The organism is Streptomyces longisporus, assembly GCF_039532765.1.
GTDB lineage: Bacteria > Actinomycetota > Actinomycetes > Streptomycetales > Streptomycetaceae > Streptomyces > Streptomyces longisporus.
This window is the reverse complement of the sequence record NZ_BAAASG010000002.1, coordinates 55,244-68,734: the sequence shown is the minus strand read 5'-3', so window position 1 is coordinate 68,734 and position 13,491 is coordinate 55,244. Positions and strand designations below refer to the sequence as shown.

The window sequence follows — 13,491 nt, the reverse complement described above, 5'->3', positions numbered from 1 at the left end:
GCTCACGGCTCCAGGAGCAGCTGGCACTCCTGCTCCTGGTCGCCGGAGACCGAGCCCTGGTCCTGGGCCGTGAAGGCGTGCGCGAGCGTCTCCCGCGCCTGCGCCACTGCCGTGGGGGAACCCTGCACGGTCAGCGTCACCGCCCCGGACAGATGGCCGGCGGGACCGGGCTCGGACGGCCGGCCTGCCGGATCGTGTTCGAACCTCGCCGTGTGGACGGTGACCTCGTCGTCGGCGGGAAGCTCCTCCTTCGGCATCCCGAACGCGGGCTCCAGGACCCGCACGACCGCGCGTGCGTCGGCGGCGGTGCCGCCGCTGACGGTGACCGTGAGCTCGCTGCCGGACATGGTCGTCGGACTCCTCGGGTGGTCGTGGTACGCCATGCGCTCCGTGTAACCGCCTGGTGATCGCCCAAACAGGCTCCGATTGCGCACGGCCCGGTCAATCCCGCGTGAACAGGGAACCCGGGTCAGGTAGACATCCGGGGCGATCGAGCCGGGAGGAACCTTGCCGGCCACAAACAGCAGAGCAGAACTGAACGAGTGGGGACGGCACGAGACCGAGGAGGAGAGGGCCGACCGGAAGTGGGGTGAGCTGATCCAGGAGGTCAGGGTCGCCCAGACCGGGGTGCAGATCCTTTTCGGTTTCCTGCTCACCGTGGTGTTCCAGCAGAAGTACGACTCGCTGGCACACACTGACAAGATCATCTACATCGTGACCGTGATGCTGGGCGCCGCCGCGACCGGAGCGCTGATCGGGCCCGTGTCCCTGCACCGCCTGGTGTCCGGGCGGCGGGTCAAGCCGCAGGCCGTCGAGGTGGCCTCCCGGATGACCTTCGTGGGCCTGGCGCTCCTGCTCGCCACCATGACCTCCTCCCTGCTGCTGATCCTGCGGGTCGCCACCCACAACGGGGCCGTGTCCTGGCTCGTCACGGCAGTGGTCGCCTGGTATGCGCTGTGCTGGTACGCGGCGCCCCTGTGGACCCGGCGCCGCCATACGGAGTGACATCCAGTGCGTCGAGCCGCCGGTCGGGCCACGGCGGCGGCCGCAGGGCGTGCAGCCGCCGTCGCGGGACTCGGCCCCGCCCGGGGCGGGATCCTCAGCCCTTGTCGCCGCGCAGCGCGCTCAGGCACATCACGATGGCCTGCTGGAGTTCCTCCAGGCGCTGGACCATGTCGTCCTCGACGAAGTCCTGCACATCGTCGAAGGTCAGTTCCTCGAACGCCTTCGTCGCCTTCTGCAGGCTGCTGTAGAACTTCGTCCGCCGCTCCTGCACCCGCAGTTCGGGGTCGGCCTCCACGGCCTCGGCGACGAGGGACTTCATGGTGTCGTAGGCCTCGCTGGCCCACTCGCCGGTGTCCTCGTCGTCCTCGAGCTCGTCGATGAGCGACAGGTGCCGCTCGGCCTCCTGGCGCAGGTCGACCGGCGCGTCGATGGTCTGCCCCGCGGGCGTCTTGACCTGCCCCGACTCGGCGATCTGACGCACATAGCCGATCCGGTCGGCGGCCCGGCTCTCGGTGGCGACGGCCTTCTTCAGGTCGTCGGTACGCACGACGTCCCGCGCCAACTCGGCCTGCAGTTCCGGGTCCTCACGGACCCGGTCGAGCAGCGCCTGCCGGGCCGCCCGGGCGGTGGAGGGGTCGGCGAGGATCGCGGCGCGCAGGGCGGTGGGATTCTCGGCGACCTCCAGCGCCTTCGTCGGCCGGATGCCCTCCGCCTCGGCTGCCTCCGCGATGGCGGTGCCGCGCTCGGAGGTCGCGCTGTTGCGGGAGACGTAGTAGCTCAGCCACACGTCGGCGTCCGGCAGCTCCACCTCCTGGCCCGGCGCGAGCGCCTCGAAGTGCGGGACCATGCCGTCGTCGGCGGCCCGGTCCCAGGCCTTGTAGTACCGCATGACGCGCTCGGGGGAGCACCCGGCCAGCTCCGCGAACTCCTTCGCGGACACCTTCGGCGTCTCCTCCGCGCCCTGCCCACCGGGCCGTACGCTGCGCGCCACCATCAGGCCGAAGGCCCACCCTCCGGTCCGCGCGTACACCCCGAACTCGCGCGCGTCGCGCGCGACGAGGTCGGACAGCGGGGTGGGGGACGACTCGGACGGGACGATCGCTAGGGTCACGGACGACTCTCCTGTGCAAAGCTGGTCGGACTGCAAAAGTGCAGACCGGCAGCCTATCCGGACCCGTCCGCCGGACCTTCGCGATCAGCCGAAGGCGTCCCGCAGCGCCGGCAGCAGCGTCTTCTCGGCCCAGTCAAGATACGCCGGCTGCGACTCGCCGCCGATCTGCACCAGCGCGACCTCCCCGAAGCCGGCCTCGGCGTACGGGCGTACGGCCTCGACGAAGTCGTCCGGGTTGTCGCCGCACGGGATCGACGAGGCGACGTCGTCATGGGTGACGAACTGGGTCGCCGACTCGAACGCGTCCGGGTGCGGCAGTTCGGAGTTGACCTTCCAGCCGTTGCCGAACCAGCGGAACTGCGCGTGCGCGCGCTTCACCGCCGTGTCCCGGTCCGGGTCGTAGCAGACGGGCAGCTGGCCCACGCGCGGCTTGCCTTCACCGCCGTGCTGGTCGAACGCGCTCAGCAGACCCGCCTTGGGCTCGGTGGCGATGACCAGGTCGGCGTGCCTGCCCGCGAGGGCGCAGGACTGCTCGCCGGAGACGGCGATGCCGATGGGCGGCGGTTCGTCCGGCAGGTCCCACAGCCGGGCCGACTCCACGTCGAAGTGGGTGCCGCGATGGTTGACATGACCGCCCTTGAAGAGCGCCCGGATGATCTCCACCGCCTCCTCCAGCATCTCGTGGCGCACATCGACGGACGGCCAACCGCCGCCCACCACATGCTCGTTGAGGTTCTCGCCGGAGCCCAGCCCCAGCCGGAAGCGGCCCTCGGAGAGCATCTGCATCGTGGCCGCCTTCTGTGCCACCACCGCCGGGTGGTAGCGGACGCTCGGACACGTCACATACGTCATCAGCGGAATGCGCGAGGTCGCCTGCGCCGCCGCGCCCAGCACGCTCCACGCATACGGCGAGTGGCCCTGCGAGCGCAGCCAGGGGAAGTAGTGGTCCGAGGTCACGGAGAAGTCGTAGCCGGCGCCCTCGGCCCGCACCAGATGGTCGACGAGGTCACGGGGGCCGGCCTGCTCGGTCATCATCGTGTATCCGATTTGCACCATGCCCGCCGAGTCCCCGGTACAGACAGCGGAAAACAGCCCTCGATCCGTCGCCGTTGCGCGGGGAGGATGCCCTCATGAGCGCTCTCCCGCTGCCCGTCGGCAGCCCCGCCGCCCAGGGTGTCGACGCCGCCGGTGTCCACGCCTTCCTCGACGCCCTCGAAGCCGCTGCGGACATCGAACCGCACAGCCTGATGATCATGCGGCACGGCCGGCTCGTGGCCTCCGGCTGGTGGGCGCCGTACACCTGTGAACGACCGCACCTGCTGTACTCCCTCAGCAAGAGCTTCACGGCGACGGCCGCCGGGATCGCCGCCGGCGAGGGGCTGCTGCGCTTCGACGACCCGGTGATCTCGTACTTTCCCGAGTTCGACGCCGACATCACCGGTCCGCGCAGCCGCGCGATGCTGGTACGGCACGTGGCGTCGATGGCCAGCGGGCACGAGGCGGAGACCCTCGACCGGGCGCTCGCCGCCGACCGCGCGGACCTGGTGCGCGGCTTCCTGCTGCTGCCGCCCGAGCGGGAGCCGGGTACCGTCTTCGCCTACAACCAGCCCACCACCTACACCCTCGCCGCGATCGTCCAGCGTGTCACGGGTCAGTCGCTGACCGCGTATCTGCGCCCGCGGCTGCTGGACCCGCTCGGGGTGGGGGAGACGGCCTGGCTGCGCGACCGGGCCGGCCGCGAACTGGGCTTCAGCGGGCTGCACGCCACCACCGACGCGATCGCCCGACTCGGCCAGCTGTATCTGCAGGACGGGGTGTGGGAGGGCCGGCGCCTGCTGCCCGAGGGATGGGTGGCCGAGGCCACGCGCCCGCACATCGGCAACGGCGACGGTACGGCTGCGGGAGCGCTGTCGGACTGGCAGCAGGGCTACGGCTTCCAGTTCTGGACCTCCCGGCACGGCTACCGCGGTGACGGCGCGTACGGCCAGTTCTGCCTGGTGCTGCCCGAGCACGACGCCGTGATCGCGACGACGGCGGCGACCGAACAGATGCAGCAGGTGCTCGATCTTGTCTGGGAGCACCTGCTGCCCGCATTCGGCCCCGCACCGCTGCCGGGCCGCGCACACGAGGACACGGCGCTGCGGGAGCGGCTGACGCGGCTCGCGCTGCCTCCGGCCGCAGGGAAGTCCGGACCGCCGGAGCGGCCGTGGGACTGGGCGGGCGCCGAGTTCACGCCGCACGGGGGCGTCTGCGCGGACCAGCCGAAGCTGGCCGGGGTCGAGGTGACGAGGAGTGCGGACGGCTGGGCCCTGCGCCTCAGCGAGGACGGGCACGAACTCGGCGTGCAGGTCGGGGCGGGCGACTGGACCGTCACCGACGGGCCGCTGCCGACCGCGGTGAGCGGCGGATGGACCGACGCGGACACCCTCGCCGTGGACGTCGTGTTCCTGGAGACACCGCACCGGCTGACCGTCACGTGCTCGCTGCCGGAGCACACCTTCACAGCGCGGTGGCACACCACTCCGCTGCACAGCCCCCCGCTGCGTGCGCTGCGCGCTCCCCGGACCTCAGCCTGACGTCACCCGGAAGGTTTGCAGGAAGGTGTTCAGCGCCTGCCGGTTGGCGGCGTCGTTCCAGTCGGCGGCGGGAGTCGTCCAGCGCAGCGAGAAGCCGCGGCCGCCGCCGAGCAGGAAACCGCGCCCGAAGGTGCGCACCCGAGTTCCGTCGGCCTCCGAGAGCCACTCCATGTCGGCGGCCTTGTGGCCCTGGTACGTCGTGGCCTTGATCTCGCCGATCCGCTGGAAGCCGTCGTCCTTCTCCAGTTGGGGCTCGACGTCGTCGCGCCAGACGGCGACCGGGTCGGGGCCCACGACGGTGCTGTAGGTGATCGCGAGGGTGCGGGGATCGCCGTCCGCGCCGAAGGTCACGCGGGTCGAAAGGTCGCCGACCCGCGAGGTGTTCACCCGTTTCCAGCCCTTGGGGAGGGCGACGGAGAAGCCCTCGGGTGCGGTGTAGCGGTGGAAACCCGGCGGCAGCGCGCCGGCCGACGCGGCGGACGAGGGGGAGGGCGCGGACGTCGTCGGTGATGCGGTCGGCGTGGGCGATGCGGACGGGCTGGAGTTCCTGCCGTCGGTGCGGCTGTCCGACGGCGCGGCGGACGCGGTGGCGGAGACCGCCGGCTGGGGCGCGGTGTCCGTCGAGGACGTGCCGGTGCCCGGCAGCTGATCGGTGGCGGCCAGCACGGCGGCCGTCACGGTCAGCACGGCCAGTGCGGTCCCGATGGCCATGGTGCGTCTGCTCCAGCCGGGAGCCGCATGGCAGGCGGCGGTGTACACCCCGCGCAGCCGGGGCCGCGCCACGGTGGCCGAGAGCGTGTCGGGGTCCTCGGTCAGGACGCGGTTGAGGGCCTCGCGGACCACCGGGCGGGTCAGCCGCTCCCTGGAGTTCTTGCGGAGCAGCCCCTGCACGGTCGGGGTGAGGGGCCCGGCGTGCACGGGGCTGCGCAGCGGAAGCCGGTCCACGCCCTTCAAGGTGGCCTCGGGCCGGTCCCGGTCCCGGAACGGAGGGCGCCCCTCGACCATCGTGTAGAGGATCGCGCCCAGCGCCCACAGGTCGGCCGCCGGCCCGATGCGCTCGTCACGGGCCTGCTCGGGGGAGGCGTACGACGGTGCGGACAGCCTCGGTGCCAGGGTCGCGCCCGCCAGGCCGAAGCCGGTGACCACGATCCCGCCCCGCTCCTGCACATAGACCTGGCCCGGGCTGAGTTCGCCATGGGTGATGCCCTCGCCGTGCGCCGCCTCCAGCACATCGAGCAGCTCCAGCCCGATACGGGCCGCCCGCACATAGTTGAACGTGCCCTGCTGGGCGACGAGTTCGCTCAGGGGCGTCCCGTCGATCCACTCGGTCACGGTCCACAGCGTCCCGTCCTGCTCCACGGCGTCGACGACCGTCGCGACCGCGCCGGGGCACATCAGGCCCATGGTCTCGGACATGCGGATGACACGGGCGGTCGCCCGGGGCGCGGTCTCGGCGTCCGGGTCGTCCGGGAGCGCGATCTGGGTGAGGAGATAGGCCCGTCCGACGTTGACATCCTTGCCGTACCAGCAGATGCGGTTCGTCTCCTGGTGGACGACATCGACGAGCCGGTACCTTCCGGCGACCAACTCGTGCGTGAAGACATGTGCCTTGACCATGGCCATCCCTCGTCGTACCCCTGGCTCTCACCTTTCACAGAGGTACGGGGAGCGCGACGGTGTGTGTTCAAAGGATCCACAAATCATCGGCGCCCCCGGGCCGGAAACTCAGCGCAGCCCGAAGCGTTCGGCCCACCCCGTGACATCGGCGGTCGTCGCGTTGCCCCCGCACACGACCAGTCCGAGCCGTGCGCCCTCACCGACCCGCTGCAGGACCTGCCGGGCCGCGGGCAGCAGACAGCCGGCCGCGGGTTCGGCCCACACCTTGGCATGGTCGGCGAGGTCGAGCGTGCCCTGCACCGCTTCCCGGTCCGGAACCACGAGCACCTCGTGGACCAGCGCGGACACATGGTCGTAGGTCAGCTGCGAAACGGAGGGGGCGCTGAGCGTGCTCACGAGGGACGACAGGGCGACCGGCACCGGGCCCCCCGCCGCCAGCGCCTCCGACATGGCCTGGGCGCCCTCGGTCTCCACGCCCCAGATCCGCACCTCGGGCCGCCGGTCCCGCAGCGCCGCCGCCACACCGGAGATCAGTCCGCCGCCTCCGATGCTGATGAGCACGTCGGTGACGTCACCCGCGTCGGCGGCGAACTCCAGCCCGACGGTGCCCTGCCCGGCCACGACCACCGGATCGTCGAAGGGATGGACCAGCGTCAGCCCTTCCTGCTGCAGCCGCTTCATCAGCGCGAACGCCTCGTCCATGGCGTCCGTCAGCCGCACCGATGCTCCCGCGGCCTCGGCGATCTCGATCGCGCGGGCGGGTGCCGAGCGCGGCATGACCACCGTGGCCTTCACATCGAGGGCGGCGGCCATGACCGCGACGGCGATCCCGTGGTTGCCACCGCTGACCGCCACGACTCCGGCGGCCCGCTCGCCGGCACTCAGCGACAGCAGCTTCGCCGTCGCCCCGCGCACCTTGAACGAACCGGTGCGCTGCAGCAGTTCCAGCTTGACGGTGACCGGAACTCCGAGCAGCGCGGCCAGTCCCGGGCTCGGCAGCGTCGGCGTACGCACGACGTGCCCGGCGATGCGCTCGGCCACGGCTTCGACCTCGGAGATCCCGATCAAGACAGTCACCCTTCCCGGCACGGGGATACGAGGGTCCGTACCCCTTGGCACCCTGACGCCGGAGACGGCGTAGGTCAAACGCTTTGGCGTCCCATGGCGGGCGAGGGGCCGGCAGCGCCCACCTGGCGCGAGCGGGCCCCGCCATCCCGTCAGAGATCCCGCCGCACCAGATATTCCAGCAAGGACCGCAGCTCCTCCACCGGCCGTGCCGGCAGGGCGACGTCGGCGAGAGCCGCCTCCACTGCGGCGATGTGTGCCCGAGCCTCGGTCAGCGCCTCCGTCCGGCCACCCAGCGTGTCGATCAGCGTGGCCGACTCCGCGGGGTCCCCTCCCGCATCCAGGAGTGCGGCCAGTCGGCGGGACGCGGGGGCGCCGGAGTCGAGTGCGGCCAGCACGGGGAACGTCTTCTTCCGTTCCCGCAGATCGCCGTGTACCGGCTTCCCGGTGACCGCGGGGTCGCCCCAGATGCCCAGGACGTCGTCGACGACCTGGAAGGCGATCCCGAGGTGCCGCCCGGCACGGTCGAGAGCGTCGGCCACCGAAGGCGCCGCGCCGCCGAGCAGGGCACCGAGCGCGGCCGCGCAGCCGAGCAGCGCGCCCGTCTTGTGCTCGGCCATCGCCCGGTACTCCTCCGGCCGCACCCGCTGCGGCCCCCTCCACGGGCGCGCGGCGAACAGCAGGTCGTCCGCCTGGCCGCGCACCAGGTCACTCAGCGCGACCGACAGAAGCCGCACCGCCTGCGGCCCGCCCGGTGCCGCGGCGAGGGTCTCGACGGCCAGCGCGAACAGGGCATCACCCGCGAGGACGGCGGGTCCGGTGCCGTACGCCTTCCACACGGTGGGGCGGCGCCGTCGGGCCGCGTCGCCGTCCATGATGTCGTCGTGCAGAAGGGAGAAGGTGTGCACCAGCTCCACGGCGACCGCCGCGGGGACCCCGGCCCGCCCCTCTGCGCCCGCGGCCTCGGCTCCGAGCACGGCCAGCGCCTGCCGCACGCCCTTCCCGCCGGACGCGCCGGTCGGCGCACCGCCCACCTCGCACCAGCCGAAGGAGTAGGCGGCCATCTCGCCCACCCACGGATGCATGCGCCCCACGGCCTCCGCCAACGCGGGGCGTACCAACTCACGGCACCGGTCGAGGACTTGAGGTGCCTCGACAGGTGCTTGCAGCGTCGAGGGGAGTGCCGTCACCGAACGACCTCCGCGGCCACGCCGAACTCCTGCTGCGCCCGCGCCACCATCTCCCGCGCATGCCGCAGCCCGATCCGCTCCAACTCGCCTGCCAGCTCCGCCAGTTCGGCTGCCGTCTCGGCGCGGTCGCGGCCCAGCCGGGCCAGGGACTTGGCCAGCCCCAGCCGCGCCAGCGCCTGCCCGCGCGGCTCGCTCATCGCACGGAACTCCGCAAGAGCCTGCTCGTACAGGTCCCGGGCCTCGGCCCAGCGCCCCGCCCGGTACAGGACGTTGCCGCGCATCTTGTGGTTGTAGGCCAGCGCACTGGACAGCTTCATCGCCCGGCAGGCCCTCTCCGCCTCCGACAGCAGCGCCAGCGCCCGCTCGACGTTCCCGTCCCGCACGGACACGATGTCGGCGAGCCCGCGCAGCGCCCAGGCGTGGCCGCGCCGGTCATCGGCGCGCGCGGCTATCTCGGCCGCCTCCTCGAACAGGGCGTACGCGGTGTCGTACTCACCCGTGTTGCGGTGGATCTGCGCGATGCCCTCCAGCGCCCACACCGTGTGCCGCGCCTCGCCGCGCCGCCGTGCCTCCGCCAGCAGCTGCTCGTGCAGCCTGCGGACGGCCTCGTAGTCGCCCTGGATGCGTCCGGTCTCGGCGAGTCCCGCGAGGGAGTAGCCGCGTACGACGACGTCACCGCCGCGTTCGCCGAGTTCGGCCGCCAGCCCCAGCAGCCGCCGGGCCAGCGGGAACGCGCCGCGCTGCCGGGCCAGGGTGCCGCCGCTCCACAGCGCCCACGCCATCGCCGCCGTGTCCCCGGCCGCGCGGGCCGCACGGTAGCTCGCCTTCCACGCCCGGTCGGCGTCCCCCACCTGCCCCAGCCGGCGGTGCGCCTCGGCCACCGCGAGGCCGGACCGGGCCACCTCCCCTTGCCGCCCGGCGTGCTCGGCCGCTCTTAACTCCCGTGTGCCGGCGGCCAGTACGTCGGTGAGCGAGGAGTTCACGGAGAGGGTGTTGAGGGCGCCCTGGTATTCCGGGGCGAATGCCTTGCCGTACATGAATCCCTTTCGGTGGCCGGTATGCACACCATCTATACATTGCACGTATACATGGCGTGTATAGAGCGTCGAAAAATGGGCCCTGACCCGGGGGCCAGGGCGTCACCTGTTGGGGATCAAGACGTCGTCGACGCCGGAGAGGTTGCTCCTGAGGCGCAGATCACTGCGTGGGGCTCAGTGCTGCTGGGCCTTCTGCGGCGTCGCCTCGCTCGGCCGTACGACCACGTACCCGTCGCCCTGCAGCATCAGCTGCACGGCCTCCCCGCTGCCGCCGCGCAGCATCGATCCGATGGACTGCGAACGGTGCAGCGAGGTCTGCAGACCGGCCGTCCAGCCGACCACCGCGTCCGTGTCCACGTACACCGGGAACTGCGGCGAGACCGGGATGACCAGCGGATTGCCCTCGCACACCAGCCCCAGCCGGCCCTGACCGGTGAAGACACTGTTGAACAGGCCGCCGCCGGCGATTCCCGCACCCTTCACCGTCGCGATCCGGTACGCCAACGAGGCATCGAAACACAGGACGTTGCGGCCGTTGACGGTGAACTCGTCACCGGGGTCCACCTCGATGATGAAGCAGTTCTGCGCCTCGTGCGCGAACCAGGCCTCGCCCTGCCCGCGCACCGCCATCAGCGGCAGCCCCTCCCCGGTGACCGCGCGCTTGAGCATGCCGCCCACGCCCTGGCCCTTGCGCTCGAACTGGAGGTTGCCGCGGTAGGCGACCATCGCGCCCTGGCGGGCGAGCATCTCGCCGTTCACCGCGTATTTGATGCACTTGGCGTTCTCGACCGTCATGCCGGGCGCGGTGGCCGGCTGGACCATGTGCTCGCTGGAAAAGAGGGAACCCTTCATGCGGGCATCCTGTCCCGGAGGATTCCGTTCCGCCAAGATCGCGGGAAGGACCGGTTTCCGGTGGTCAGGCGCCGAACAACTGGGTCCAGTACATGCCGGCCGGGCCGCCGCCCGCGAAGCCGATCCCGATGTGGGTGAAGTCGGGCTTGAGGATGTTGGCGCGGTGGCCGGGGCTGTTCATCCAACCGTCGACGACCTCGGCGGGGGAGCGCTGACCGCAGGCTATGTTCTCGCCGATCGAGCGCCGTCGTGCCCCAGCCGCGGCGGCCCGGTCCCAGGGTTGGCTTCCGTCGGGTGATGTGTGCGAGTAGAAGGCGCGGGCCACCATGTCCGCGCTGTGTGCCTGCGCCGCGGTGGTGAGCAGGGGGTCGACGGCCAGGGGCGGCAGACCGGCGCCGGCGCGCTCCCGGTTGGTCAGGCCGACGACCTCGGCCGCCGTCCGCGCGAGGTCGCCCGGGGTGAGCGGCCTGGCCCACAGCGCGGTCCAGTAGACGTCGCCCGACCGGCCGTCGCCGACGCACGCCAGCCCGGCATGAAGGAAGACCGGGTCGCGCAGGATGCTTCCGGACTGCTCTTCGCTCAGGCAGTACCGGACGAACTCGGCGGGCGTACGCGGGCCGGAGACCAGGTGCTCGCCGACGGTGAGATACGTGTACCCGGCGGCCGTGACGCGCTGGTAGAGGGAGAGACCGTCGCTGCCCTCGACACCGAGGCGGCCCGCCGAGGCCATGGCGCCGGCATGGGCGCGAGCCGCCGAGGTGAGGCGGGCGTCGAGGGCCACGGGCGGTGAACCCGCCGCGGTACGGGCGGCGTTGACCAGGTCGAGAAAGCCGTCCGGGGCGGGGGAGTGGGAGCGGGCCCGGGGGAGCGGCGGTGTCGAGGACGTCGGCCGGGTTCCGGCGCGCGGTGCCGCCGGCGCCGACGGTGGGGGCGAGGACGTCGGCGTCGTGGCCGGGGCACTGCCCCCGTGCGCACCCCGCGTCGCAGAGCGGGGTTGCCCTGCTGGTGTCGCGGGCGCCGTCCCGGTCCCTTCGTCGAGGACGTCCACGCCGAAGTCCCGTGCAAGCCCGGCGAGCCCGTCGGCATAGCCCTGGCCCAGCGCCCGCAGCTTCCAGCCGCCGCCCCGCCGGTAGATCTCCGCGAGCAGCAGCACCGTCTCCTGGCCCGGGCGTGGCGGGGCGAAGCGGGCGAGCGGGCGGCCGCCGGGGGCCGACACGTGGAGCGTGGGTGCGGGCAGGCGGACCAGGGGAGTGCCGGGTTCGGCCGGGCTGACGACCACCGTGACCCTGGTGGCTGCCGGGCGCAGCCTCGGCGGGTCGACGGTGAGTGTGTCGCCGTCGAGCCGGGCGCCCGGGGCGCAGGGCTGGTTGTAGAACACGAAGTCCCCGTCGCCGCGGACCTTGCCTCCGTCGTCAGTGATCAGCGCGGACACGTCGAAGGGGCCGGGCACCCGGACGGTCAGGGCACCGTCCGGAAGGGGCATGTTGCCCCCGGGCACCAACTCGCTCATCCCGCCGCCCCGGTGTCGTCGCTCATCCCTGGATGGGCTCCACCGGACAACGTCCACCGGGGCGGCCCGGTTCCCACCGGCTCAGTTCCGGGCAATGCCCGGAGCGATGTCCTCGTAGCGTTCGACGGGCGGTGCGGCGCGCCGCACCTTCGTCTGCTTGCCGCAGAACGCGGACTCCATGGTGCCCTGCATCGTGTTGAGCACGGCGATGTTGTTGGACGTGGTGGCCACAGCCGCGAAGCTGCGGCGGCCGTCCTTCGTGGCGAACGCGTACGTGTAGTAGCCCTGGACGACGCCCGTGTGCCCGTACACCGAGACCCCGCAGGACAGGTCGCGGCGCCCCAGCCCCAGCCCGTACCCCTGGGTGCTGCTGACCGGCACCATGCGCTCCATCTGCCGCAGCTGGGCCGGTGACGTCAGCCGGCCGCCGAGCAGGGCGGAGAGGAAGGTGTTCAGATCCCGGGTGCTGGAGATGATCGCGCCCGCGGTCTGCGCCCAGGACATCGTCTGCTCGGTCGCGTCGACCAGGGGCGCGTCCTTCTGGTCCGGGGCGAGATAGCCCCTGGCGTGGCGGCCGGGGAGCTGCGTGCCGGGGTGGACGTAGAAGGTGTCGCGCAGTTTCAGCGGCTTGAAGATGCGGTTCTCGTACTCCGTCCGTACGGAGTGGCCGGTCAGCTTCTCGATGAGCATTCCGGCGACGACGAAGTTGGTGTTGGAGTACGAGAACGTGCCGGGGGCGCTGGTGCGCGGGTGCGACAGCGAGCGCTTGACGAGCTCGCGGTAGGTGAAGACCTTGCTGCGGACGTCCTGGAAGCCGGGGACCGTCTTGGCGAACATCGTGTTCGTGTAGTCGTACAGGCCGCTTCGGTGGCCCAGAATCTCGCGCACCGTGATGGTGCGGTCCGGCAGCAGCCCCGGCAGATACCGGTCGACCGGGGCGTCGAGTCTCAGCTTGCCCTCGTCGGCCAGCTGCAACAGCACGACGGTCGTGAAGGTCTTGGTGACACTGCCGATGCGGAACCGGTCGGCGGTGCTGATCGTCCGTCTGTTCCTGCGGTCGGCGACCCCCATGGCGGCCCCTTCGACCCTGCCGCGGTCGTCGAGCAGCGCGATCGCGCCCGGTGCGCCCTGTTTCAGCGCGGTGACGAGATGGCTTTGAAGGCCGATCAGGTCGGGCTTGGGCAGCGGCGCGGTGGGGGTGGCATACGAGGGGACCGCGAGCAGGGAGAGCACGACCGTTCCCAGGACCGTGCCCTTGGATGCGAGATGAGTCACATTCACGTGAGGCAACTTTCTTCCGTGTCGTCACATCTCCACAGTCGACGCACAGTTGGTCACCCACTGATCACTGAGCGATGTGGATTTGCAAAGTATTGCCATGTATCGCACGGAAAGCGATATTTTAGTCTTTACATGGACATGACTCGTCCGAAAGGGTTTCTTTCCGGGGCCCGACCAGCCCCCATGGCGCTCAACGGCGCCATGCGTCAAGGCGGTTGGTGATCCCGGCCGCCTTGCAAGGAAGGAA

Annotated in this window: 12 protein-coding genes; 2 read left to right on the top strand and 10 right to left on the bottom strand. The window is 71.6% G+C overall.

The window, feature by feature from the left end:
* Positions 1-2: 2 nt before the first annotated feature.
* Positions 3-347 carry a hypothetical protein gene (locus tag ABD355_RS01885; RefSeq protein WP_344398208.1) on the bottom strand — a complete coding sequence of 115 codons (345 nt, stop codon included), beginning with the start codon at positions 345-347 and terminating at the stop codon, positions 3-5.
* 160 nt (positions 348-507) lie between these two features.
* Between ABD355_RS01885 and ABD355_RS01880 the strand changes: the two genes are divergently transcribed.
* Positions 508-1,005: a DUF6328 family protein gene (locus ABD355_RS01880; RefSeq protein ID WP_344398207.1), complete on the top strand. Its 498-nt coding sequence runs from the start codon at positions 508-510 to the stop codon at positions 1,003-1,005.
* Between the two features lie 94 nt (positions 1,006-1,099).
* Here the strand turns inward: ABD355_RS01880 and ABD355_RS01875 are convergent, their stop codons facing one another.
* Complete coding sequence (locus tag ABD355_RS01875; protein WP_344398206.1) at positions 1,100-2,116, bottom strand: hypothetical protein; 1,017 nt, start codon at positions 2,114-2,116, stop codon at positions 1,100-1,102.
* An 84-nt stretch (positions 2,117-2,200) separates the two neighbouring features.
* Positions 2,201-3,172, bottom strand: a complete 972-nt coding sequence (locus ABD355_RS01870) for an LLM class F420-dependent oxidoreductase (protein ID WP_344398205.1) — start codon at positions 3,170-3,172, stop codon at positions 2,201-2,203.
* A gap of 74 nt (positions 3,173-3,246) precedes the next feature.
* Between ABD355_RS01870 and ABD355_RS01865 the strand changes: the two genes are divergently transcribed.
* Positions 3,247-4,692, top strand: a complete 1,446-nt coding sequence (locus ABD355_RS01865) for a serine hydrolase domain-containing protein (RefSeq protein WP_344398204.1) — start codon at positions 3,247-3,249, stop codon at positions 4,690-4,692.
* On the opposite strand, the gene ABD355_RS01860 is transcribed toward ABD355_RS01865, so the two are convergent.
* The 7 genes from ABD355_RS01860 to ABD355_RS01830 all read right to left on the bottom strand — a co-directional run bounded on the left by ABD355_RS01860 (position 4,684) and on the right by ABD355_RS01830 (position 13,253).
* Positions 4,684-6,315, bottom strand: a complete 1,632-nt coding sequence (locus ABD355_RS01860) for a serine/threonine protein kinase (RefSeq protein WP_344398203.1) — start codon at positions 6,313-6,315, stop codon at positions 4,684-4,686. The two genes, ABD355_RS01865 and ABD355_RS01860, sit on opposite strands and share 9 nt — an antisense overlap.
* A gap of 102 nt (positions 6,316-6,417) precedes the next feature.
* Positions 6,418-7,377, bottom strand: coding sequence for a threonine/serine dehydratase family protein (locus ABD355_RS01855; RefSeq protein ID WP_344398202.1), 960 nt, complete (start codon positions 7,375-7,377; stop codon positions 6,418-6,420).
* Positions 7,378-7,526: 149 nt separating this feature from the next.
* Positions 7,527-8,564, bottom strand: coding sequence for a polyprenyl synthetase family protein (locus ABD355_RS01850; protein ID WP_344398201.1), 1,038 nt, complete (start codon positions 8,562-8,564; stop codon positions 7,527-7,529).
* Positions 8,561-9,601 (bottom strand): tetratricopeptide repeat protein, encoded by a 1,041-nt coding sequence (locus tag ABD355_RS01845; RefSeq protein ID WP_344398200.1) that lies wholly within the window; start codon positions 9,599-9,601, stop codon positions 8,561-8,563. The genes ABD355_RS01850 and ABD355_RS01845 overlap by 4 nt, the downstream gene beginning before the upstream one ends.
* Positions 9,602-9,775: 174 nt before the next feature.
* Positions 9,776-10,453 (bottom strand): AIM24 family protein, encoded by a 678-nt coding sequence (locus ABD355_RS01840; RefSeq protein WP_344398199.1) that lies wholly within the window; start codon positions 10,451-10,453, stop codon positions 9,776-9,778.
* A gap of 64 nt (positions 10,454-10,517) precedes the next feature.
* A complete protein-coding gene (locus ABD355_RS01835; protein WP_344398198.1) occupies positions 10,518-11,963 on the bottom strand; it encodes a CAP domain-containing protein in 1,446 nt (481 codons plus the stop codon).
* Between the two features lie 81 nt (positions 11,964-12,044).
* Positions 12,045-13,253 (bottom strand): serine hydrolase domain-containing protein, encoded by a 1,209-nt coding sequence (locus ABD355_RS01830; RefSeq protein WP_344398197.1) that lies wholly within the window; start codon positions 13,251-13,253, stop codon positions 12,045-12,047.
* Between the last annotated feature and the right edge of the window lie 238 nt (positions 13,254-13,491).

Bases quoted from the DNA above. Each gene is read 5' to 3' on its own strand.
- ABD355_RS01840 (WP_344398199.1), bottom strand. From the start codon at position 10,453: ATGAAGGGTTCCCTCTTTTCCAGCGAGCACATGGTCCAGCCGGCCACC.
- ABD355_RS01860 (WP_344398203.1), bottom strand. From the start codon at position 6,315: ATGGCCATGGTCAAGGCACATGTCTTCACGCACGAGTTGGTCGCCGGA.
- ABD355_RS01835 (WP_344398198.1), bottom strand. From the start codon at position 11,963: ATGAGCGAGTTGGTGCCCGGGGGCAACATGCCCCTTCCGGACGGTGCC.
- ABD355_RS01885 (WP_344398208.1), bottom strand. From the start codon at position 347: ATGTCCGGCAGCGAGCTCACGGTCACCGTCAGCGGCGGCACCGCCGCC.
- ABD355_RS01870 (WP_344398205.1), bottom strand. From the start codon at position 3,172: ATGGTGCAAATCGGATACACGATGATGACCGAGCAGGCCGGCCCCCGT.
- ABD355_RS01845 (WP_344398200.1), bottom strand. From the start codon at position 9,601: ATGTACGGCAAGGCATTCGCCCCGGAATACCAGGGCGCCCTCAACACC.
- ABD355_RS01865 (WP_344398204.1), top strand. From the start codon at position 3,247: ATGAGCGCTCTCCCGCTGCCCGTCGGCAGCCCCGCCGCCCAGGGTGTC.